This is a genomic window from Paenibacillus sp. D2_2 (assembly GCF_031199965.1).
Lineage (GTDB): Bacteria > Bacillota > Bacilli > Paenibacillales > Paenibacillaceae > Fontibacillus.
This window is the reverse complement of record NZ_CP133605.1, coordinates 3,694,953-3,716,952: the sequence shown is the minus strand read 5'-3', so window position 1 is coordinate 3,716,952 and position 22,000 is coordinate 3,694,953. Positions and strand designations below refer to the sequence as shown.

Annotated in this window: 20 protein-coding genes; 17 read left to right on the top strand and 3 right to left on the bottom strand. The window is 47.5% G+C overall.

Annotation, left to right across the window (positions count from 1 at the left end; translation table 11 throughout):
* Position 1: 1 nt before the first annotated feature.
* Complete coding sequence (locus RE628_RS18820; protein WP_309154493.1) at positions 2 to 1,600, top strand: extracellular solute-binding protein; 1,599 nt, start codon at positions 2 to 4, stop codon at positions 1,598 to 1,600.
* On the opposite strand, the gene RE628_RS18815 is transcribed toward RE628_RS18820, so the two are convergent.
* Both RE628_RS18815 and RE628_RS18810 read right to left on the bottom strand, forming a co-directional pair.
* Positions 1,579 to 2,130 (bottom strand): helix-turn-helix transcriptional regulator, encoded by a 552-nt coding sequence (locus RE628_RS18815; protein WP_309154492.1) that lies wholly within the window; start codon positions 2,128 to 2,130, stop codon positions 1,579 to 1,581. The genes RE628_RS18820 and RE628_RS18815 overlap by 22 nt on opposite strands.
* 74 nt (positions 2,131 to 2,204) lie before the next feature.
* Positions 2,205 to 3,890 carry an AraC family transcriptional regulator gene (locus RE628_RS18810; protein WP_309154491.1) on the bottom strand — a complete coding sequence of 562 codons (1,686 nt, stop codon included), beginning with the start codon at positions 3,888 to 3,890 and terminating at the stop codon, positions 2,205 to 2,207.
* Between the two features lie 370 nt (positions 3,891 to 4,260).
* Here RE628_RS18810 and RE628_RS18805 point away from each other — a divergent pair, with 370 nt between their 5' ends.
* The 8 genes from RE628_RS18805 to RE628_RS18770 all read left to right on the top strand — a co-directional run bounded on the left by RE628_RS18805 (position 4,261) and on the right by RE628_RS18770 (position 13,060).
* Complete coding sequence (locus RE628_RS18805; protein WP_309154490.1) at positions 4,261 to 5,649, top strand: alpha-L-fucosidase; 1,389 nt, start codon at positions 4,261 to 4,263, stop codon at positions 5,647 to 5,649.
* Between the two features lie 103 nt (positions 5,650 to 5,752).
* Positions 5,753 to 7,039 carry an alpha-L-fucosidase gene (locus tag RE628_RS18800; RefSeq protein ID WP_309154489.1) on the top strand — a complete coding sequence of 429 codons (1,287 nt, stop codon included), beginning with the start codon at positions 5,753 to 5,755 and terminating at the stop codon, positions 7,037 to 7,039.
* A gap of 13 nt (positions 7,040 to 7,052) precedes the next feature.
* Entirely contained in the window at positions 7,053 to 8,075 is a 1,023-nt protein-coding gene (locus RE628_RS18795; protein ID WP_309154488.1) for a carbohydrate-binding family 9-like protein, read from the top strand.
* Between the two features lie 7 nt (positions 8,076 to 8,082).
* Positions 8,083 to 9,756, top strand: coding sequence for a transglutaminase-like domain-containing protein (locus RE628_RS18790; RefSeq protein ID WP_309154487.1), 1,674 nt, complete (start codon positions 8,083 to 8,085; stop codon positions 9,754 to 9,756).
* A 14-nt stretch (positions 9,757 to 9,770) separates the two neighbouring features.
* The gene (locus tag RE628_RS18785; protein ID WP_309154486.1) at positions 9,771 to 10,031 is read left to right on the top strand and encodes a transglutaminase-like domain-containing protein; all 261 of its coding nucleotides are present in this window, start codon (positions 9,771 to 9,773) and stop codon (positions 10,029 to 10,031) included.
* A gap of 8 nt (positions 10,032 to 10,039) precedes the next feature.
* Entirely contained in the window at positions 10,040 to 10,690 is a 651-nt protein-coding gene (locus tag RE628_RS18780) for an aminoglycoside phosphotransferase/kinase family protein (protein WP_309154485.1), read from the top strand.
* A gap of 26 nt (positions 10,691 to 10,716) precedes the next feature.
* The gene (locus RE628_RS18775; protein ID WP_309154484.1) at positions 10,717 to 11,754 is read left to right on the top strand and encodes a glycoside hydrolase family 18 protein; all 1,038 of its coding nucleotides are present in this window, start codon (positions 10,717 to 10,719) and stop codon (positions 11,752 to 11,754) included.
* Positions 11,755 to 12,043: 289 nt separating this feature from the next.
* Positions 12,044 to 13,060, top strand: a complete 1,017-nt coding sequence (locus RE628_RS18770; RefSeq protein ID WP_309154483.1) for a LacI family DNA-binding transcriptional regulator — start codon at positions 12,044 to 12,046, stop codon at positions 13,058 to 13,060.
* Between the two features lie 95 nt (positions 13,061 to 13,155).
* On the opposite strand, the gene RE628_RS18765 is transcribed toward RE628_RS18770, so the two are convergent.
* On the bottom strand, positions 13,156 to 14,586 hold the full coding sequence (locus RE628_RS18765) for a glycoside hydrolase family protein (protein WP_309154482.1): 1,431 nt from the start codon (positions 14,584 to 14,586) through the stop codon (positions 13,156 to 13,158).
* A 191-nt stretch (positions 14,587 to 14,777) separates the two neighbouring features.
* On the opposite strand from RE628_RS18765, the gene RE628_RS18760 reads away from it, so the two are divergent.
* The 8 genes from RE628_RS18760 to RE628_RS18725 all read left to right on the top strand — a co-directional run bounded on the left by RE628_RS18760 (position 14,778) and on the right by RE628_RS18725 (position 21,990).
* Positions 14,778 to 15,266, top strand: coding sequence for a hypothetical protein (locus RE628_RS18760; RefSeq protein ID WP_309154481.1), 489 nt, complete (start codon positions 14,778 to 14,780; stop codon positions 15,264 to 15,266).
* A complete protein-coding gene (locus RE628_RS18755; protein WP_309154480.1) occupies positions 15,263 to 16,582 on the top strand; it encodes a sensor histidine kinase in 1,320 nt (439 codons plus the stop codon). Before RE628_RS18760 ends, RE628_RS18755 begins: the two co-directional genes overlap by 4 nt.
* Positions 16,583 to 16,587: 5 nt before the next feature.
* The gene (locus tag RE628_RS18750; protein WP_309154479.1) at positions 16,588 to 17,295 is read left to right on the top strand and encodes a response regulator; all 708 of its coding nucleotides are present in this window, start codon (positions 16,588 to 16,590) and stop codon (positions 17,293 to 17,295) included.
* Positions 17,211 to 18,209, top strand: a complete 999-nt coding sequence (locus RE628_RS18745; protein WP_309154478.1) for a helix-turn-helix transcriptional regulator — start codon at positions 17,211 to 17,213, stop codon at positions 18,207 to 18,209. Before RE628_RS18750 ends, RE628_RS18745 begins: the two co-directional genes overlap by 85 nt.
* Positions 18,210 to 18,361: 152 nt before the next feature.
* Complete coding sequence (locus tag RE628_RS18740; RefSeq protein WP_309154477.1) at positions 18,362 to 20,062, top strand: extracellular solute-binding protein; 1,701 nt, start codon at positions 18,362 to 18,364, stop codon at positions 20,060 to 20,062.
* 82 nt (positions 20,063 to 20,144) lie between these two features.
* Entirely contained in the window at positions 20,145 to 21,098 is a 954-nt protein-coding gene (locus RE628_RS18735; RefSeq protein WP_309154476.1) for an ABC transporter permease, read from the top strand.
* Positions 21,099 to 21,119: 21 nt separating this feature from the next.
* Positions 21,120 to 21,656 (top strand): carbohydrate ABC transporter permease, encoded by a 537-nt coding sequence (locus RE628_RS18730; protein ID WP_309154475.1) that lies wholly within the window; start codon positions 21,120 to 21,122, stop codon positions 21,654 to 21,656.
* The gene (locus RE628_RS18725; RefSeq protein WP_309154474.1) at positions 21,619 to 21,990 is read left to right on the top strand and encodes a hypothetical protein; all 372 of its coding nucleotides are present in this window, start codon (positions 21,619 to 21,621) and stop codon (positions 21,988 to 21,990) included. Before RE628_RS18730 ends, RE628_RS18725 begins: the two co-directional genes overlap by 38 nt.
* The last annotated feature ends 10 nt before the right edge of the window (positions 21,991 to 22,000 follow it).

The following is a 22,000-nucleotide window of genomic DNA, read 5'->3' as shown; positions in this document are numbered from 1 at the left end:
AATGAAAAAAATTTATAAGCTATCATCAATCGCTCTTTGCCTTGCTCTATCAGCGAGTCTGGTATCCGCTTGCGGATCAAATAGCAGTTCGAATCAGAGTTCAGCAGCCAACAGTGCCAACTCAGATGTGAAGAAGGAAGGCTTCCCGATAGTAGATAAACCTCTTACCCTCTCGATGATGTCGCAGGATGCCGGTCTTGCAGACTGGAATGACATGCCTGTTATGAAGGAGATGGAGAAGCTTACCGGGATCAAATTCACATATCAATTGACCCCAATCGATAGCTTCGCAACGAAGAAGAACCTAGTATTCGCTAGTGGAGATTTGCCAGATGTATTTTTTGCAGCTGATTTGAAGCCAGCAGAACAGGTGACGTATGGATCGCAAGGTGTATTAATTCCTCTGGAGAAATATATCGATGAAGGCTATGCACCTAACCTTAAAAAGATTTTTGATGAACATCCTGAGATTCGTCAATCGTTCACGACACCGGACGGACATATGTATGCACTTCCATTTATTGACCTTGCCGCTGTATGGTATCGTGGACCGATGTGGTATAACGGAAAATTCTTGAAAGCGCTCAACATGACTGAACCTAAGACAACCGATGAACTCTATACTTACTTGAAACGGGTAAAAGAAGAGGACCCGAACGGTAACGGCAAGAAAGATGAAATCCCGCTGTCTTCGGTGAAACTGGATGATTTGCGGATGTATTTCCTTGGGTTCTGGGGGATGTATAGTGAGACGATCTATGTCGATAACGATGGCAAAGTGCACTATTCACCAGCAGATGAAGCTTATAAAGAGTATTTAACCTTCCTGAATAAACTCTGGAATGAGGATCTGCTAGATCATGAGACCTTCTCGCAAACCAATGACCAGAAGAAAGCAAAAGGTAAGAACAACCAGATTGCATTGTTCAGCGACTACTATCCATACTTTACGCTTGGCGAAGAGCCTAGTGAAGACAATCCATTGATGACACCGGTAAGCAGTGACATTGCAGGCACGCCGGTATATGGCAAACATCCAGGTATCTCTAGTAATGGTACCTTTGCGATTACAAGCAAGGATCCGAATCCGGAAGCAACGATGCGTTGGATCGACTATCTCTATAGCTATGATGGAGCAACCTTGTTCGGGCAAGGACCTGAGAACCTATTGTGGAAATATACGAATAAAGACGCTCATGAGAAAGAATGGTTGCCAGTTCCAGGAGGTAAGGATCGTGAAGATTATCGCGGTACGATTACACCGAACTACGGCATTTTGACTCCTGGAGTCGCTTCCAGTGAATTGAGTAAAGGCCTTAGAAGTGACTTCGACGAATGGATCGATAAGGAAAATCAAGAGAAGCTTGTACCGATTGGAAGAAGTCCATTTCCTAACGTGTATCTGACCAATGATGAGCAGACTGAAGCTTCCGCTTTGCTATCTGATCTGGATACCTATGTAAAACAGATGGAAGCTAAGTTCGTAACGGGACAAGAACCATTGTCCAACTGGAACAAGTACACAGATCAACTTAAGAAGATGGGTGTAGATCGTTATATTGAATTGTACCAAGCTGCTTACGACAACTCTAAGAAATAAAGAAGAGGCTCCATAGAGTCTGACTTTGTAAAAAAAATGAAGCCAACAGCTCCCGGTTGCGAGACCGGATGTTGGCTTTCATCATTATTAGCTATCCAAGTCGCTATCTGATGCGTCTGAATTATCGCAGGATGAGAACTGTTTGCGATACTGACCTGGCGTGTAGCCTGTCTCTTTTTAAACTTTCGGATGAAGTTTGGCGCATCCATATATCCGACGTTTGTAATAATGTTCTTGATAGAATCGTTGGTCGACTTGAGCTGACTCTGTACTTCCTCCATCCTTTTCTGCCATACATATTGGACGAAGTTGATACCTAGCTTCTCCTTGAAGGTACGGCTAGCATGGGACGGTGAGATACCGAACTCGAAGGCGACAGTATCTAGGCTCAGCGTATGATTCATATAGTGTTCATCAATATAGATGATGATGCGATCAATAATCGATTGCTCTTCCTGATGTTCGTTCTGCTCGACCTGCTTACAGGCATCGGAAGCGAGTTCTAGTAAGCTGTTCTCCAGTTCATCCATAGAGTTGCTATGCAACAGATTTGTAGTGATCTCTTGGACGAGAAGGTGGGAACTGCCCAGCTCATCTACAGTCTTCAGAATGGTATTGAGCAGATCGAAGCAGATACAGCGAATATATAGAGCCGAGAGTCCGGAAGATTGCAGGCTGACGAAGGCGGAATGAATAATTTGCGCGCGACATCATAGCTGCCCTGCTTCAGACTTTGTGACAATTTCATGAGCAGATTACTAGGAAGCCAGTACGTATGCTCAGGCAGCGTAGACAACTTGTCAAAATAATTAACAGACCCGCGATCGGTCGATCGCAGTTCAAAGGCCGAACAAGCTTCAATATAAGATTGATTCAGCTGATCAAAGCTTGTATATGCTGACCCTACTCCGATCGTCGGTACAATATCGAAACCTTCAAGCAGATTGGCACGTACCGCTTCCGTAATCAACAGGATATGAGCGAATTGAGCGGACTCGTCTTCTAGATCAAAGTTAATGATCAGACCAAGCTGGCCCACCCGAGTTAGTTCAACACCGTATCCATGGGTGGACAGTTCCGGGAATTCAATCTGTGTCAGTAGGGTGATCATTTCCTGATATTCTTGAATGTCGCTGTGCTCATCTTCATCCCAGCCGATGACCATCACAAAATAATGAGAACGGTTGAATTCAAGATTGAACGCTTCATGCAGTTCTGGCGTAAGACTCTGGGCATGTCCAAATTTGAGCAGCATCGTCAAAAAATGATGACGAGCGAATGGCTCTTGCAGATCAACCTTGGAACTGTATTCCTGTAAGGCAGTGCGAATGCGTTCAAGCTCATTGCCGGCAGTTCGATTCCCTTGATCTGAGTCGGACTTGCCTGCTGCGAAATGGGCGAGCTTCGAGATCGGCTGATACTGCATTCTGGCCAGCAGGAGAGCAATCGCAACCCCGACGATGACAACGATGATGAAGAGTAGCAGCATGAAGCTGCGAATATGAACGACACTGCTGAAAAATTGTGAGTTAGGCATGATCGTCACATAGGTCCAACCATTGGACTGTGATTTGACAGATACGATCGAGTGATCGACACCGCTGATAACACGTTCTTCAATACCAGGTTTGATGTCGCCTAACATGGATTGTGTCTCTTCGCTTGATAGCACATTGCCTTGGCGATTGTTGAGTAGCACGTGGCCTTCATTATCGAGAATGTACGTCTGGCCTTCGTAGCTACCCAGAATCGAATCTACCAGATTCGATAGCTCGGATTCGTTGATGAGATACATGACGGTGGCATACGGATTTGAACTGTTCGGTGTAATAGGTATTAAGTAGGCCAGCATTGATTTCTGCACTCCGTTAGAGTTGCTGACCGTATCCGTCGGGCGGATCGTTGGATATGTGACGTGGTTGAGATCACGGAACAGGGCGACCTTGTTCCAAGTCTTAAATTGCAGATTATTCGTGAATACATCGAAATCGTTCAAGCCCTTGCTGGAGTAGATTTTATCGTCCCCATGAAAATACAGGTAGATCTCGTCCATAATAGCGCTAGTTGCCTTGTATTGATCCAACGCCTGAATGGACTCACGGTTCGTGACTGAGTTATGTACTTCATAGTTCGTTAGTCTGTTGTCATAGGAGATCCGGGTTGCAATCTCACCCAGTTCCTTCATACGACCGTCAATCACAACTTTAGCCTGAGTTAATTGGGCAAGCCGAGATTGTTCGATCTCTGTACGAAGGTTTGTGACAGCGTTTTTATAAATTAATACAGTCATGAATATTAAGGGAATCAGCAGTATGAATAGATATGACCAGATGTACTTCAGGAATAATTTGGATTTAAAATAGTTAAGTTTCAAATCTTCTGCCCCCTCTATAAGTTCGTGTTCAAAAAGGTCGATTTTCAGCACCGAGAAGGTTGGATGAAGCTAGGGGCTGAGGAGCGGAGCGTACATAGTGTGTACGTGAGCACCGGAAGGCCCGGCTGAATTCAAGATTCGATGTCGAATGTGCTTTCAGTGTTTCTTCGTGATCAAAAGCGGACTTTTTGAACAACCTCTATAAGTCTATTACTAATGATAGCAGTAGATTTATGGTTTGGACATAGATATCAAGGGGAAAAAAACCTCAACTCGGAGGGATACGATGAGTAATATTACATTGCCTGTGGATGATAGCGAATCCGTTGTAGAACAAGGAGTTCACAATTACAGCAGTGAGGAGCATTGGGTCAAGCCCGAAGATTCGCTGCTGCTGGAGCGTCTGGAATGGTTCAAGGACCAGAAGCTCGGACTAATGATGCATTGGGGACCTTATTCCCAGCTTGGCCTGGTTGAATCCTGGGCGCTGAGCGATGTGGATGAAGAATGGTCGCGCAATGAGATCGACTGGGATATAGATGCGGAAGAGCTCAAGCGGGAGTATTTCGCCTTGAACAAGACGTTTAATCCGCTACGCTTTCAGCCTGAACAATGGGCGAATCTTGCGGCTGACAACGGGTTCAAATATTTGAATTTTACAACCAAGCATCATGACGGATTCTGTATGTGGGATACGCGGACGACCGATTATCGCATTACTGGGCCAGATTGTCCGTTCCGTACGCATAAATATGCTGATATTACGAAGCAACTGTTTAATGCCTTCCGTGCCAGAGGGCTTGGCATCTCCGCTTATTTTTCTAAAGCGGATTGGCATACGCCGTACTACTGGGCGCCTGGTATGCGTCCGGGAATGACAACATCACGTGGTCCAACCTACGATCCGAAGGAATATCCCTGGCTGTGGGAACAGTTTGTCCAGTTCACGCATGAGCAGATTATGGAGCTGATGACGAACTACGGACGAATTGACGTATTATGGCTCGATGCCGGATGGGTGAACGATTATCGCGATCAGAATATCCGCTTGGGCGAAGCTGTTGAGAAAGCGCGGCAAATTCAGCCATGGCTATTGTCAGCAGACCGTACGGTGGGTGGTCCTTATGAGAACCTGATCACACCGGAGCAGACCTTGCCGGAGAGGGCGCTGCATGTGCCTTGGGAAAGTTGTATCACGATGGGATCGGCGTTTTCATTCCGTTATGAAGATCACTATAAGTCGGTAAGAGAATTGATCCATCTGTTGGTTGAAATCGTGGCCAAGGGCGGCAATCTGGCTTTAAACGTAGGGCCTCAGCCAGACGGCAGAATATCGCGAACGGCGATCTCCCGCATTCAAGGCTTAGGGGCTTGGCTGAAGGTGTACGGTGAAGCGATTTATGGAACGCGCATCTGCGAGCCTTATTCAATGGGGAACCTTCAGTTTACGCAAAAGGATGATAAAGTGTTCGCCTTCTATCTGTACAAGGATGAAGATGCGAGTGTACCACAGGAGATCGTACTGCCGCTGCATAGAGAAGTGAACCGAATCGACTTGGTTGGTGGCTATAGCAAGCTTGAGTTCCACCAAACAGAGCAAGGTGTTGTGGTTCGTCTTCCGGATGCGGAGACAGAGGGTAAAGCCCCGATCGCCCATGTTTTCCGAATTCAATAATAGAGGTTGAGCTGAAAACTGGCCTCTTTGAACACGTACTAATAGTCGCTGATGGATGTTCATAAATCTGATAATGCAATGAATTGGAAAGGTGTTGATCTGAATGCAGCAATGGTTTGAGGATGCTAAACTGGGCATTTTTATTCATTACGGTATTTACGCGGTGGATGGAGTGTCGGAGTCATGGTCTTTCTATAACGGCAGAATGTCGTATGAAGAGTATATGAAGCAATTGGATGGGTTCACCGCGTCTCGCTTCAACGCCGAAGAATGGGTGGATCTGATTGCGAAGTCCGGGGCTAAATATGCGGTATTGACGACGAAGCACCATGATGGGGTAGCACTGTTTAATACGCAGTATAGCGATCTGAATGTGGTGAAGCGCACGCCAGCGGGTCGTGACTTGATCAAGGAGTATGCGGAGGCGATGCATAAGAAGGGGCTGCGGGTCGGAATGTACTATTCGCTGATCGACTGGTCGCATCCGGATTATCCGAGTGTGTATGAAGGTGGCAAAGTTCCGGACGATCTGAGCAAGGTTAATCGATTCTCCAGTCCGCTGGATGGGGTGCAGGATGAAGAGAAATGGCAGGAGTTCCTGGAGTTTAACAATCATCAGCTTAAAGAGATATTAACGAATTATGGAAAGGTGGATCTGCTCTGGTTCGACGGAGACTGGGAACGCAGCGCCCAACAGTGGAACCTACCCGAGTTCAAGCATTATCTGAAATCCTTTAATCCCGATTTGATCATTAATTCACGGCTTCAAGGCCATGGTGATTATAAGACGCCTGAGCAGGGACTACCTATCACGAGACCGGAAGGCCCGTGGGAGTTCTGTACCACGATCAACAGTTCCTGGGGATATGTACCAACTGACGATAACTATAAAACGTTGCATCAAATCATTCGTATGTTCTGCGATTGTATCTCGATGGGCGGGAATATGCTGCTGGACATCGGTCCGCGAGAAGATGGGACGATCGACCAGAGACAGGTAGATATTTTACTCGGCCTTGGTGAATGGATTCATACGCATGAAGAAGCGATTTACGGCACAGAAGAAGGCATTATGACACGGTATTACCTGGGAGGAAGCACGCTGTCCAAGGATAAGAAGACACTGTATCTGTATGTGTACGATGATCCGAAGGAGAATGTGTGTCTGAAAGGACTGTGCAATCCGATCAAGAAAATTACAGTGTTGCATTCTGGCAAAGAGCTAACTTACGACATTCATGGCGGTGTACCTTGGTTCAACATTCCGGGAACGACCTGGATTCATCTGACGCCTGAAGATACTCATGAACAGGTAACGGTGCTCAAGCTCGAATTTGACGATGAAATCGAGATGTACGGAGGTTCTGGTGCTGTTGTGACACATAACTGAGGGAGGGGACAACATGGATCTTAGTGGAGTACCGGAGCCAAGGATCGAATATGCTCCTAAGCACTATATATGTCAGCGGGCTGAGGGACCGCTCGCCTTGGATGGAAGGCTCGACAAGCCTTTCTGGCGGAAGGCGGAATGGACAGAGGATTTTGTAGATATCGAAGGTGAACTTCGTCCGAGACCAGCCAAGCAGACTCGCGTCAAAATGCTATGGGACGATGAATATTTCTATTTTGGAGCGGAGCTGATCGAAGATCAAATTTGGGCAACGCTGACAGAACGTGATTCGGTCATCTTTTACGATAATGACTTTGAAATATTCATTGATCCGGATGGTGATACGCATCAGTATTATGAATTCGAGATCAATGCCTTGAATACGGTATGGGATCTGCTTCTCGTCAAGCCTTACCGCGATGGGGGACCGCCGGTGAACGGCTGGGATATTAGTGGACTGAAGACGGCGGTTCACATCGATGGAGAGCTTAATCGCCCAGAGGCTGATAATCGGAAGTGGAGCGTGGAGGTAGCGATTCCGTGGAAAATCCTCAAGGAATGCGCACCGGAGACGCGTTCGCCGGTAGCAGGCGAGTTCTGGCGTGTCAATTTTTCCCGTGTGGAGTGGCGGACTGAAGTAAAGGACGGCGAGTACAGCAAGGTGATTAATCCGGACACCGGCAAGCCGTTCCCAGAGGATAACTGGGTATGGTCTCCGATGGGCATTATCAATATGCATTATCCTGAGCTGTGGGGGTATGTCGTATTCGCTGATGCTAGTAGCACGGAAAGTTTCGTGTTGCCGCAGGATGAGCGTATCAAGTGGGAGCTGCGCAAGCTCTATTATCGCCAGCGCAATTATTTCGATCAACATGGTGAATTTGCGAAGGAGCTTCCTGCACTGCTCGGCGGGGACGAATGGAGTATCGCACCGACGATTGAAACGACGCGAAGCCTGTTCCAGATCACGGCTCGGTCAACAGATGGTAAGGGCATATACTGTATCCGCGAAGACGGAAAACTGTGGAAGGAGTAACGGAGAGATGACGAATCAGACTTCAGTATTATCACTGGATCGTAAGACGATGGAACTCATTGAGCGCAAGTTAAGCGTAAAGCGGGAGATGGCCCGTGCTAAGGAGCATGAGCTGTTCGATGTATTCGAACAGGACTTGACGGAAGAAGAGACGTGGGCGCTTAAATACTTGTATGCTTATATGCCTGTGAATGATATGGCGGATTATACTAGCGACTTATTTCTGAGCTATGTGCGGCAGTCGCTGGAAATCCGCAGGAATATGCCTTGGGGAAGCCGGGTTCCTGACCATTTATTCCTGCATTTTGTATTACCTTATCGGGTGAATACGGAGAATATTGAGGATTCCCGCGGTATTCTGCATCAGGAGTTAGCTGAGCGCACGAAGTCGCTGTCCATGGCCGATGCCATCCTGGAGACGAATTACTGGTGTCATGAGAAGGCGACCTATATCGGCAGCGATTTGCGCACAATTGCACCGCTGTCGCTGATCCGGAATGCACGCGGACGCTGCGGCGAGGAATCGACGCTTGCTGTCGCCGCTCTCCGCAGTATCGGCATTCCGGCTCGCCAGGTATACACGCCGCGCTGGGCACATTGCGACAGCAATCATGCCTGGGTAGAGGCTTGGGCCGACGGTACCTGGTATTATATCGGGGCCTGTGAGCCTGAGGCCCGTCTGAATCAAGGTTGGTTCAGTCCACCTGCACGAAGGGCAATGCTGATCAATACACGAATTTATGCCGATTATCCGGGGCCAGAGGATATTACACTGGCCGATGAATGGTTCACCGAAATTAATCTGCTTGAAAATTATGCTCCGACACGTACGATTACTGTCTTTGTTATAGATGGCGAAGGACGACCTGTCAGTGAAGCTCAGGTGCACTTTGAGCTATATAATACAGCTGAATTTTACCCGATTGCTACGATTCCGACGAATGAACAGGGAGAAGTCGTTTTTAAGACGGGACTCGGAGATCTATTGATTCGTGCCGTTAAGAATGGTGTATGGGGCGAGCGGAAGGTTACGGTTTTGGACAGTGACCGCTTTGATATCGTCCTGGACCAGACGGAGCAGCAAGATGGAACGTTAGATCTAGATATGGTGCCGCCGCCTGAGCGGGAAGGCGAGACGGTAGAAGCATTGAGCGAGGAACGAATCCAGCACCATAACCGCCGTCTGGAAGCAGGAACGAAGATCCGCACATCATTTGAGGAGACGTTCCTGACCGAATCGGATGCGTCGGAGCTTGCTGCCGAAGTAGGACTCCCTGCAGATCGAGTGTGGGATGTTCTTCGGAAGGCGCGCGGCAACAGTCATGAGATCGCTGATTTCCTGCGCGAGCAATCAAGAGAGCATGGGGAATGGCCCTTGCGCTTGCTTGAGAGTCTAAATGAGAAGGATCTGGTGGATACGTTCCGGGATACATTAGGCGATCATTTATATGGTTCCTTAAACGTGCGAGGCGATCTTGCAGAGGACGTATTTATCCAGTATGTACTATGTCCGCGCGTGCAGCATGAAATGATCGTGCCGTATAAGAACTTCTTCCAGGATGTATTCGCCAACGAAAAAGGGGAGTTCAATGCTGATCCAGGTGTGCTGGCCCGTCGGCTTGACGAAAGTTACAGTCGTCGCGAAGACTTGCCGAACCTGAAGGGCAAGGCAACCCCATAGGCACCTTTAAGCTTATGGCTGGTGACCCTGTCTCGCTGGATATCTTATTCGTTGCGGTCTGCCGCAGCTTAGGTGTTCCGTCTCGATTGCATCCAAGTGAGCAGAAGCCGCAATATATGGCAGATGGTGTCTGGATAGATGCTGTTCTGAATGCATCGGTTCCACACGAAGAAGCAGCCAAGTCCTGGGCAAGATCAGACTGTTTAAGGATGTGCACGCTTCTACTGATGCCCCGGATGCTTCCTACTTCGAGAATTTCACATTTGCGAGATTAGAGCATGGGATGTATAAGACACTACTTTTCTCTGAGGGACAGAAGGATGTGTACGATAAGCTGTTTGAAGTAGAACCGGGCTCATACCGGATGACCACGGGCGTTCGTCTGAAGGATGGAACGGTTCAGGTGCGCTTCACTTATTTCCTGGTTCGTACCGGAGAGGAAACGGATGTCGTGTTAACATTCCGACACGTGGAGCATGAAATTCCGGTGCTCGGAACGCTGGATCGGCAAGCAATGTTCATGACGATAGATGGTGCAAGCTACAAGCTTGGTGAGTTGATCGGCGACCGCGGAGCGCTTGTTGCTTGGATCGAGCCGGAGCGAGAACCGACCAAGCATCTGTTCCGTGAAATTGGTGAATTGACCGCAGCATTCGCGAATCTTGGTGCGCCAATTGTATTGATCATAGGCGATTCCGAGTGGACTAAATCTTTTGATCCTGCGGACTATCCGCAGTTGCCGCAGGCGACTCTATTTCTCCGCGATGCTTCCTATGCTGCATTACCGGATATCGTCTCACAATCACCGGCATATGAAGCTGGCTTTCCGCATCTGTTTGTGCTGGATGGTGCGGACCAGATCCGCTACACGGCATCGGGGTACAAGATTGGTACCGGCAAGGAAACACTTCAAGTGTTAACGGCTGTATGGTAATAGTTCAAGAATGGAGTGAAGAGTAGATGACGAATCACAGTTATATTGTCGCGGGTTATGCCGTCGATGCCCACCTCCCCAACATCACGAAGCAAGATCTGGCGAAGCTGACTCACCTCAACGTGGCCTTCGGCCAGGTTATTGATCATCGGATTTCCATCGCCCATTTGCGCAATCTAGGTGTGCTGCGAGAGATCAAAAGCAATTATCCTCATTTAAACATTTTGTTATCTGTTGGTGGATGGAGTGCTGGCGGATTTTCGGAAGCGGCCGCGACCGAGGCGGGGAGATTACAGATGGCTGAATCGGCGGTACGTATCTTAACAGAGTATCCGTTGGACGGGATTGATCTGGATTGGGAGTACCCTTGCTACGGTGAAGCAGATATTGCCTCTAGTCCGGAAGATAAGTCAAACTTTACATTACTTCTTAAGACAATGCGAGAAGCCATTGATGCCAAAGGAATACAGGATGGTCGCCATTATTTGCTGACTATCGCAGCTGGGGCTGATCAGTATTATGTGGACGGCACCGAGATGGATCAGGTGCAGCAATACCTTGATTTCATACAGTTAATGACCTACGATATGCGCGGCGGTTTCCAGGTGCTGACCGGGCATCATGCGAATTTATATACGTCGACAGGGGATTTATTCCGTATCAGTACAGATGCCTCGGTGAATCTGTTCCAACGTGCTGGCGTACCTAGAGAGAAGATCGTGATCGGTGCAGCTTTTTACTCCCGCATGTGGAATCAGGTACCGGATCGTAACCACGGTCTACATCAAATGGCCGGCACGACTGGCGGGTACGGTCCTGATTATACGAGATTGGTCAAGGATTACATCAACAAGAATGGGTACACCCGCTATTGGGATGAGGAAGCGAGGTCGCCGTATATTTATAACGGTTCCAGCTTTATATCCTATGAGGATGAGCAGTCGATTCGACATAAATGTGAGTATGTAAAGGAGAACGGACTCGCTGGGGTAATGTTCTGGGAATATAGCTGTGATAACACGCATTTATTGCTAGATGCGATGTATCGCGGACTTCGATACTAGTCTTATAACATAAGAAGGCTGAGGATTGACGGCATGATCCGTATTTTGCGGATATATCCTGATTACAGGCATGCTGGCGGTCCGCCAGCCTCTTTTTGTTACCTGATGGCCAATTCAGGGCACACCAGCTTGTCTCACGACTATTGTAATGAAAACTATCGATAAACTCTTCGAACTTATGTTACCCTGTTACTATAGAGAATAACGCGGCGGAATTATAGATTGGGCGTAAAAGTTTAGTGTTGAACACATTTGGTATTTTTCGATGAAAGCGTGGTAACCGGAGGCAATGAAGAATATTAAGATTATCGATGTAGCGAAGCAGGCTAATGTATCGCCGGCCACTGTGTCACGCGTATTGAACGGGAGTAAGCTGGTGAATGCCAAGACAGAACAGCGGGTTATGCAGGTCATCCGCGAGATGGAGTATATCCCCAATAATATGGGCAAACAACTGCGTAGTCGCAAGACGATGACACTAGCAGTTGTAGTCTCGGATGTGCTTGTTTCTTACTATGCAGAGATTATTAAAGGCATCGAGAACATGGCGAATTCTCTCCATTATAGAGTGCTGATCTGTGATGCGCAGAATCAGAGGGCTAAAGAGCTGGAGTTCCTGTCATTTCTGATCAATCATACGGTAGACGCACTCATTATGGTCACCCCTAGTCTCACAGATGAGGAACTTGGCTCTTATGCAGATGATGGCTACCATCTTGCTGTGATCGGGCGGGAGGTAGAGCATCCGCTGATTCCTTGCTCCTTTACAGATAACATCGTATTAGCTAGAGATGTGATCTTTCATCTGACTGAACAAGGACATTGTAGGATCGCATTTCTAAGTGGATATTCGGATGCTACCGACAGTATCAAACGGTTGGAAGGATTTGTGCAAGCTCTCGAAGAGGCAGAAATTCCATTTGAAGAATGTTTGGTAGAGAACGGAGACTTCTCGGAGGATGGCGGATATGAGGCATTCAAACGGCTGTGGAGTCAGCACCAAGACTTTACCGCTGTATTTGCCGCAAATGATGAGATGGCACTTGGTGTATACAAAGCCTGTGCCGAACTGGGTATCTCGATTCCTGAACAGCTGGCGGTTGTAGGTGTGGACAACATTCGGTTAACGAACTACGTTGTGCCGAGAATCAGCTCGATGGAGCAGCCTCTATATATGATGGGCTCGGTGTTAGCCGAGAAGTTAATCGATCAGGTCAATGACAACAGGTTGGCAGATCAGAGACTTTTTACGCTGAATGCAGAGCTGGTCGTTAAGGAATCTTCGAGTATAAAAATAGAGGATTGAAGGAGATATAAAAAAGTGAAGCTATCCTGAATGAATTCGGGATGGCTTCACTTTCATTATCTCAGGTTAACTCGTATAATCCATCCTGGTTAAAGTCAGGGATTGAAGCCAAAATTGACTGTACTCGCCTTGGCTTCCAGCAGCTTGCCCTTCGCGGAGAGCAGTTGAATCTCCAGACGAACTGCAGATGATCCGATGCCTTCTGGCTTGATGATGGGAACCGAGAATTGTCTTTCCTTATTAATGATATCCCTGTAAGCTGTACCCGCTTCTAGTAAATACCCGCGGGAATCATAAATGCGATAGCCGACCCATAACGGCTGTTGGTCGTTCAGCTTATGATTCTTGATCATGCCCTGGATTTCAATCGTATTCGTATGCAGATTGTTGGTCATGGAATGAACCGAGAACAGCTTGCCATTGAAATCAGTTAAATTCTTCTCCAGGATCATGCTTCCCTCTGTTAACTGGCCCCGTATCCGCCAGATATTATAGGTATACAGCGGCGATCCGGGGCTGTTGGCAGAATTGTCGCTACCCGTGAAATACAGATCTATCACTTCGCCGTCCGGAAGTGTCCCGTGGGCTGTGCGCAGTAGACCAGCATTATGATTCCGGTCAAAGCTGGTAAGAGCGGGACTTACTGTTCCTTCAATCTTCCATTGCCCGCCGCCGCCCCATATTGAACTGCCTTCGATGCTGATGATCTGCTGGCTGCTGCTGATCCAGTTGGGCTGGTCACTAGGGTAAGGGTGCAACTCCCTCACAGCAATAAAGCGGTCATTGGCAGAATTGTAAGCGATATCAAAATTGTTCAGAAAATCAGATTCTCCCAGATTGTTGATAAGTCCGTCGTTCGTCAGCGGAAGCTTATCTCCGATAACGGGCTGCTCCATTTTCAACAGGTCCATCTCAACCCGATATCCTCCCGTGGAGACAGAGTCGCCTTGGGTGAAGAAGAGCAGTAGCCTTCCTTTACCGTCTATACTGGTGGCCGAGGGCTGCCCGATACCCCAATATCCGTCATTCGGGTAAGTCAGAAGCGGCTTTGGATGCTTGACCCACTCCCCGGAGAGCTCCTTGGCAAAGGCAACACCGATCTGATTATGCAGACTAGCATCCAGATCATTGCCCAGATAGAACATAGCGTAATGGTATATCTCGCCATCGCTATGAAATTCACCAGCAATCACCGAAGGATCGCAGACATGGAAGCTGTCCCAGGAGCCTTGGGGGCCAGCCTGTAGCACAGATCGGGATTCTGCTACAGTATCGTTCACGATCCGGGTGTAATAGATATGGTCCTTGATGACACCGTCCTTGTCGTTATGGCAGGTCCATATATGCGCGGTATCCCCGTCACGGATGACAGAGGGAGCATAAGAATAACGTTCACCCTGAGGATTGTATACCTCCTTCATGGAGCCAGGGTCCCAGATTACGGCAGCGTTGACGGTTCCGAACGAGATCAGTAGCAGGATAAATGTCAGTAGGATCGTGGCGGCAATCTTCATTCGTTTCATCACAATAACAACCTCCTAGAATTTTCAGAATGGTAGAGTATGGGGAAACACATCTTTATTGTAGTCACGGGACCGAATCTGGTTCTACTATTCAATTTTTACTGTCTTTTGTTGACTATTTACCTGAGCATTAGGTAAACAGAGGACAGAGGGAGAAGGGGGCGCTGTGAAGAATTTTTATGTAATCTAGCATTTTGACGGAATGGAAAGAAGGTTCTTACATGATGAAATGGCTCCCTTTCAGGAAATTATCTGTAGCAGGCTTCAGTTTGTTTCAAAAACTGCTAGTTGTTTTTTTGATTGCGATTATTCCAATTTTGATCGTTAGCACGTTAATCAATCGATCCGGAGAGAGAACGATTTCGGAAGAGATTACTCGCTCTTTGCAGTCTAACGCCCATTTCTATCTCAGTACGTTTGAGTTGGAGATGGATCGGATATTCCGTATGAAGCAGCAGTATATTCTGGACAATGAAGTGCAGAGTCTCAGGCTGTTCCATATGATTTATTCGGATAGTGACGATGTTGCTGCGATTCAGGGAATTGAGCGCAGACTTCAGCAGTTCAAGGATTCCAGCTTGTTTGTTGAATCGATATCTCTGCTAATTCCAGAGCTGGATGTAATGATCTGGAATGACCGGGTGATTCGGGGGCTGCCGAAGAAGAGAGCGAAGCTTTGTTGAATCAATATGTTCAGACGAGTCCCATACAGACCAATAAGGAGCAGTTGGTCGTTATGGAGCGTTATCCGAAGGCGATGAAGCAGGGAGAGCCAGCGAAGCTGTGGATGAATATCCTGCTGTCCCGGAGCAATATGGAGAAATCACTGAAAGAAGTAGCTTCTTATAATGGTGGAGAGGCACTGATCGTAGATCATGAGGGGAAGTGGCTTGTAGGCGCCTTACCGCAGGAGAAGATGACTTTCGATCATGTTCTCAGGCTTCTTCACCTTGACGACAAAGCTGAAAGCGGGAGCGGCATCGGTCGGTTTATTATAGATAATCAGAGTTATGTTTACGCTTATGAATCTTCTTCTTTATTGGGGGCGACACTGGTCGCTTACGTTCCAGAGAGCAGCTTTCTAGGTCCAATCCGTTGGTATACCCGCTTGTATATCCTCCTGGCCGGTACTTCACTATTGGTCGTATTGATCTTCTCGGTCTGGCTGTACAATCTGGTCCACAAGCCAATGCTCAGGCTGACCGGAGCATTCCGGAAGCTGGAGAAAGGCAGCTTTAACACGCTACTGTCTTATGATCGAAAGGATGAATTCCATTATCTGTACCAGCAGTTCAACCGCATGTCGAGCCGATTGGAAGAATTGATCAATGAAGCTTATGAGCATGAAATGCGGCTTAACCGAGCCGAGCTAAAGCAGCTTCAGGCTCAGATTAATCCGCACTTCCTATATAACATCTTCTTTTTGTTGAACCGTATTATCAAGTTGGAAGATATGGAGAATGCCAAACGGCTGACCAAGTATCTCGGTCAATTCTTCCGTTTCATTACTCGCAATAAGGAAGACGAGGTTCAGCTTAAAGAGGAGATGGCTCATATTGAGGCTTATATCGGAATTCAGAGCATCCGCTTCGGAAGCAAGCTGTCCGTACAGATGGAAAAGATTTCTGTAGGGGCAGAGTCCACGCTGGTACCGAGACTGATTCTTCAGCCGATAGTGGAAAATGCGTTCGAATACGGCCTTGAGGATCACCCGCACAAAGGGATTCTGGAGATCTACTGGGAGCTTCAGAAGGATAGCTTATGTCTTCATGTTGAGGACAATGGAGAATCTCTCACAGATGCCATGTTGGACAAATTGGTGTCGGGTCTCCAAGGGAGAGCTACGGAGGGGGAGACGACGGGTATTCTGAATATTCACCGGCGGATCCAGTTGAAATTCGGATCGGAGTACGGGTTATCGGTAAGGCGAAGCCATCTGGGCGGTCTTCATGTGATCGTGCGCTTGCCCTCATGGCTTGAAAATCAGAAGGAGGAATAGACAGCATGTATAGATTACTAATTGTGGATAACGAGGAATACGTGGTTGATGGGCTTGTGGAACTGTTTAATGCCGAGAATCGTCCGGATCTGGAGACACAAGGCGCTTATTCGGCAGCCGAAGCTATGAATGCCCTGATGACGACCTCCTACGATATTGTCATTACCGATATTCGCATGCCTGGCATCAATGGGTTGGAGTTGCAGCGAATCATTGCCTCCCGTTGGCCTTACTGCAAGGTGATATTCCTGTCGGGTTACGATAATTTCAATTACGCTCAGGAAGCGATCAGACAAGGGTCGGTCAATTATATTCTTAAGACGGAGGATGATGATGTAATCATTGCAGCGGTGGATGGGGCCATCGAGAAGATTCGTAGTGAGAAGGAAGAGAAGAAAGCGCTGACGGAAGCCCGTACCCAAGTGAAAAAAGCGATGGCGGCTTTACAGCGGGAATTTTTTGAAGGCCTGCTCATGGGGGAAGACGATCTTCTCCTGACCTGCAGCAGCAGTTCAAGGAGCTTGACATTCCGCTGCAGTATGACAAGCCGTTATTCGTCGTCATCGGCAAGGTTGATGACTGGAATGAACAGCTCAGCTACTACGATCGGTCATTGCTTCTATATGCGGTGCAAAATATCGCGGATGAATACCTGTCCCTGTCCACCGTGCATTTCTCCTTCATTTATGAACGAAGTAAGATCGTCTGGCTGATTCAGTCCAAGGCAGAGCCATGGATGGAGAAGCTGCAGCGTTCTGGAACGCTGCAAATGACGGCGCATTTCACTTACGGCACGTTCGAATGCATTCAATCCTCATGTCGTGATTTGCTTCAATTGCCCTTATCATTGGTCATCAGCCATGCGCCGGTGGAGTGGAAGGAAATAGGGGATTGTGCCGAGAGGATAAATCGCCGTTTGCATTCTGCAGTCAAGAAGCAACAACTTCTGCTTGAAGAAGGAGAGAACGGTGAAGCGGTGGAAGCATGGTGTTATCCTCTTCAACCGGATATTTTCAAGCATTACGAGCATTTGGATTATTGTCTGGAGCATCGCGATCGAGAAGAATTCTTCCGGGTGCTGGAAAGTCTACTGCAGACGGGAGCGAATGCCGTTCAGGGCGGACATTCTGTTGCGGGACTTCAAATTGCTACATCGATTTATTCGCTGCTGATAGGATACTCAGAGAAATTGTCGTCGGAATCCGCACGAGAGTATGCGATTTCTCTGCGGGAGGAACTGAACGAATGGGTGAGACAGGATTGGGAAGAGCTCGCTTCACGCCTGATGGAATGGGGAAAGACTGTATTCGATCAGTATGTTCCGGCAGAGGAACTGGAAGAGAACCGCGTTGTGCAGAGTATCCACGCTTATTTAAGCAATAATCTAGGGGGAGATATGTCATTAAAGACGCTGGCGATAGCGATCGGACACAATCCTTCCTATTTATCAAGACTATATAAGCAAAAGGCGGGGAAACCGTTATCGGAGACGATTAATGAAATGAGACTGGCCCGGGCCAAGGAACTGTTGACTAAGCCTAATTACCGGATCAGCGATGTTTCACGTGAGGTTGGATTTTTATCGGAGCATTATTTCTACAGATTCTTTAAAAAACAATGGCGATGACTCCGCAGGAGTACCGCGACGGGCTGAAGGTAAACGAAAGACAGGATGAAGGGTAATGATATTGCAGTAGCCAGAGTTTGCGAGCCGCTTATAGAATGTAATCAAGGCATAGGCCTAGCCGATACAACATGAATGAAATAGGGGGCTAAAACATGATATCAAGGAGAAAATGGACTGCCGGGCTGCTGGCTCTTTCGTTAGCACTCACCCTGATCTTGTCCGCTTGTTCGGGAAATGGCGGCGACCATAACGCAGCTTCATCTGGTAAAGGAAACAATAACGGCGCCGGTAATGATAGCGCCGCAGCAAATGGTGAGAAGCTGTACGATCAGAACGATATTATGAATGTGGACTGGTACGTCAATTTGTCATGGTGGAAGTATCCTGGGGATTACGGCAAGGATAAGTTCTCGCAGTATATTCGCGATCACTTCGGATTGAATATCAACTTCATTACTCCAGCCGGTGACGGCTCAGAGCAAATGTCGGCCATGATCGCAACAGGGGAAATTCCTGATCTGATCACGGTCGAGGCTTGGCAGGATTACAAGACAACCTTGGCCAAGGGCGGATACCTCATTTCCATGAATGAATTAATCGAGAAATATACGCCAGATTTCAAACCTTATGAAGATATATTCAATTGGTATAGCGAATCGGATGGAAAAACATATATTCTTCCTAACTTCGCGTATTCCCGGTTTGCGATGGAGCCGGGTGAGAAGCTTGAGCCCAATAGCGGATTTACGCTGCGCAGCGATATCTATGATCAACTGGGCAACCCGGACATTTCTAGTGCCGGCAAATTGCTAAATGTACTGGAACGTGTCAAGAATGAAGTGAAGACCTATGACGGCAAATCTATTATACCTTTGCAGCTCTATGAATTTACATCGAACGGGAATAGCTCGGTGAACTGGCTAACAGAGTATTTTGCTATCCCTTATGAGGACGAGGCTGGGAATTATGTTAACCGTACTTACACTCCACAGTATTGGGAAATGCTTAAATTCCTTAACGATGCTTACCGTAGAGGGCTGATATCCAAAGATAATTTTACGGATAAGCGCGATCAGATCAATGAGAAGATAGCCAGCGGGCGCGTGTTCGCTAACTTGACAGCTCCTCAGGATTTCACGGATTCTTACCGGACGCTATACAACAATGATGAAAATGCCAAGTATGAGGCCTTCGCACTGCGCAATTATCAAGGAGATGCGCCTGTACTGACGGATATTCGCGGTTTTGGTTGGTTGGCTACGATGGTGGGCAAGGATTCAAAGGCTCATGAACGGATCGCCAAGCTGCTTGCTTTTCTCAGCAGTAAAGAAGGGCAGCATATGGTCCATTTCGGTTGGGAAGGGGAGACGTACACGTACAATGCCGATGGAACGATCTCCTGGACCAAGGAATATGAGGATGCTTTAGCTAAAGGGGATAATTCTGAGAAGAAATGGGGAATGGGGTTTAATCTATTGATGGATTGGTATTCTGTCAAGGATTTGTTCCCGAAACCGGAGAAACCGGTTGATATTTATCTCGAAGATATCAAGAAACCGTTGATCGAGTACAGCTATGATACTAGCGCTTATACCGGAAAGCCGAATCCCGATCACCCTGAACGCGATAAAATGCTGGAAACCGGCAATCGACTTTCCCTGTATTGGGGGAGAGAATTGCCGCGCATCATCATGGCGGAATCTGAGGATAAAGCGCGAAGTATCTATGAAGAGACCTTGAAGAAGATGAATGAGATGGGTCGTAAGCAGCTAGATGAGTACAATAACGAATTGTTCCAGAACGGAAAAAAAGCACTGGGGATCGAGCGGTCTTGGCCTCTTTATTTAAAGTAATACTGAATGGTTCTCATGCCGCAGTAAGGTTTCTGAACTGCGGCAGTGGACCCATCCGCAAGCGACAGAGGAGGAGAATGGCATGCAGCAACCGGCGGATATGAGCGGCGTGCACCACGGCTTGATCCACAGAATGCTTCACCAATGGCAAATACAGGTGATGGCGTTATGCGGCATTGTATTTGTTCTGATATTTAATTACGCCCCCATGTTTGGTGTCGTGATTGCCTTCAAGGATGCGGATTATTCCGTCAATCTGATGAAGAGCATTATGGATTCCTCTTGGGTGGGCTTGCAGTTCTTTAAAGAATTTATAGATGATTATCAGTTCAGAGATGTTCTATTCAATACGGTCGGGCTAAATGTTCTTCAGCTGCTGATCAACTTTCCAGCACCGATCCTGTTTGCAATACTGATTAGCGAAGTTTCGCATAAAAGGTTCAAGAAGTTTGTTCAATCGATCACGTATTTCCCACACTTTATCTCGTGGATTGTATTCGGTGGGATCGTGATCAATATGCTATCGGTAGAATCTGGCGTAATGGTTCCTTTGCTCATGAAGCTTGGAATCATCAGCGAGCCGGTATCTCTATTGAGTGAGCCGACGGCATTCTGGCCGCTGATAATTATCACCTCCCTGATCAAGGGACTCGGCTGGGGCTCGATTATTTACCTAGCGGCGATCACCTCGATTGATCCAACACTGTACGAAGCGGCAACGATGGACGGAGCAGGAAGATTCCGGCGCATCTGGCATATTACGATCCCATCCATTATGGGAACGATCATCGTCTTTTTCCTGCTCTCCGTCAGCAATCTGTTGAACTCTTCCTTCGATCAGATTTGGATCTTCCAGTCTCCGCTTAATTTGGAGCGCAGCGAAGTCATCGATACGTTCGTCTATAAAATAGGGATCACGCAAATGCGCTATGCCTACACGACAGCTGTCGGCTTGTTCAAGTCCGTTGTGGCGCTGATCTTGCTCGTCTCCGGGCATCTGGTCAGCAAGAAGGTGGCGGGAAGAGGCATATTCTAGAGAAAAGGAGCGTTTTGCAGAATGGTTACAAAAAAACTGGATTGGTTCAACATTGTCAATTATACCTTCTTGGCCCTTTTCTGCCTGATTACACTATATCCTATCTACTTTGTACTGATCGGGTCGTTTAATGATGGCAATGATTATATGCGCGGCGGGGTATTCCTTTTTACGAGAGAATTCAGTCTGGCTAATTACAGTGTTGTTCTTAAGGATGAGCGGCTTTACACGGGGCTGGCAGTAAGCGTAATGCGTACGGTAATAGGCACGGTCACTAGCGTCCTCTTTACGGCTATGGTGTCTTATGCAATGTCACGGCGCAACTTGATCGGGCGTAATCCCTATTACTGGATTCACCTGTTCACCTTGTTTTTTGGGGGTGGACTGATCCCATATTTCCTGGTACTGAAGAACCTACATCTGATCAATTCATTTTGGGTGTATATCGTTCCGACATTGTTCTCTGTGTTTAATATGATTATCTTCAATTCTTTCTTTCGTGAAATCCCGGAAGAGATTCATGAATCGGCGACTGTGGACGGGCAGGAGATTTTCTGATCTTTCTCAAATTGTTCATTCCTCTCTCCCTGCCGGTTCTGGCCACAATTGCGCTCTGGAACGCGGTAGGTCACTGGAACTCTTTCTTCGACGCTATGATCTTTACGACCAAGAAGGAACTCATGCCGCTGCAATTACTACTGATGAAAATGATTCGCGAAGCGGACGTGGTCTCGAACAGCCAATACGTTCCCCACAGGTACAGCGTCAGATCAGTATACAGACGGTCCGCATGGCAGCCATTATGATCAGCACCGTCCCGATTCTCGCAGTTTATCCGTTCTTGCAGCGATATTTCGTTACAGGTTTTATGGTCGGTTCATTGAAAGGGTAATTTCATAATG

Bases quoted from the DNA above. Each gene is read 5' to 3' on its own strand.
- RE628_RS18820 (WP_309154493.1), top strand. From the start codon at position 2: ATGAAAAAAATTTATAAGCTATCATCAATCGCTCTTTGCCTTGCTCTA.
- RE628_RS18815 (WP_309154492.1), bottom strand. From the start codon at position 2,130: ATGGATGAACTGGAGAACAGCTTACTAGAACTCGCTTCCGATGCCTGT.
- RE628_RS18810 (WP_309154491.1), bottom strand. From the start codon at position 3,890: ATGACTGTATTAATTTATAAAAACGCTGTCACAAACCTTCGTACAGAG.
- RE628_RS18805 (WP_309154490.1), top strand. From the start codon at position 4,261: ATGAGTAATATTACATTGCCTGTGGATGATAGCGAATCCGTTGTAGAA.
- RE628_RS18800 (WP_309154489.1), top strand. From the start codon at position 5,753: ATGCAGCAATGGTTTGAGGATGCTAAACTGGGCATTTTTATTCATTAC.
- RE628_RS18795 (WP_309154488.1), top strand. From the start codon at position 7,053: ATGGATCTTAGTGGAGTACCGGAGCCAAGGATCGAATATGCTCCTAAG.
- RE628_RS18790 (WP_309154487.1), top strand. From the start codon at position 8,083: ATGACGAATCAGACTTCAGTATTATCACTGGATCGTAAGACGATGGAA.
- RE628_RS18785 (WP_309154486.1), top strand. From the start codon at position 9,771: ATGGCTGGTGACCCTGTCTCGCTGGATATCTTATTCGTTGCGGTCTGC.
- RE628_RS18780 (WP_309154485.1), top strand. From the start codon at position 10,040: ATGTATAAGACACTACTTTTCTCTGAGGGACAGAAGGATGTGTACGAT.
- RE628_RS18775 (WP_309154484.1), top strand. From the start codon at position 10,717: ATGACGAATCACAGTTATATTGTCGCGGGTTATGCCGTCGATGCCCAC.
- RE628_RS18770 (WP_309154483.1), top strand. From the start codon at position 12,044: ATGAAGAATATTAAGATTATCGATGTAGCGAAGCAGGCTAATGTATCG.
- RE628_RS18750 (WP_309154479.1), top strand. From the start codon at position 16,588: ATGTATAGATTACTAATTGTGGATAACGAGGAATACGTGGTTGATGGG.
- RE628_RS18740 (WP_309154477.1), top strand. From the start codon at position 18,362: ATGATATCAAGGAGAAAATGGACTGCCGGGCTGCTGGCTCTTTCGTTA.
- RE628_RS18735 (WP_309154476.1), top strand. From the start codon at position 20,145: ATGCAGCAACCGGCGGATATGAGCGGCGTGCACCACGGCTTGATCCAC.
- RE628_RS18730 (WP_309154475.1), top strand. From the start codon at position 21,120: ATGGTTACAAAAAAACTGGATTGGTTCAACATTGTCAATTATACCTTC.
- RE628_RS18725 (WP_309154474.1), top strand. From the start codon at position 21,619: ATGAATCGGCGACTGTGGACGGGCAGGAGATTTTCTGATCTTTCTCAA.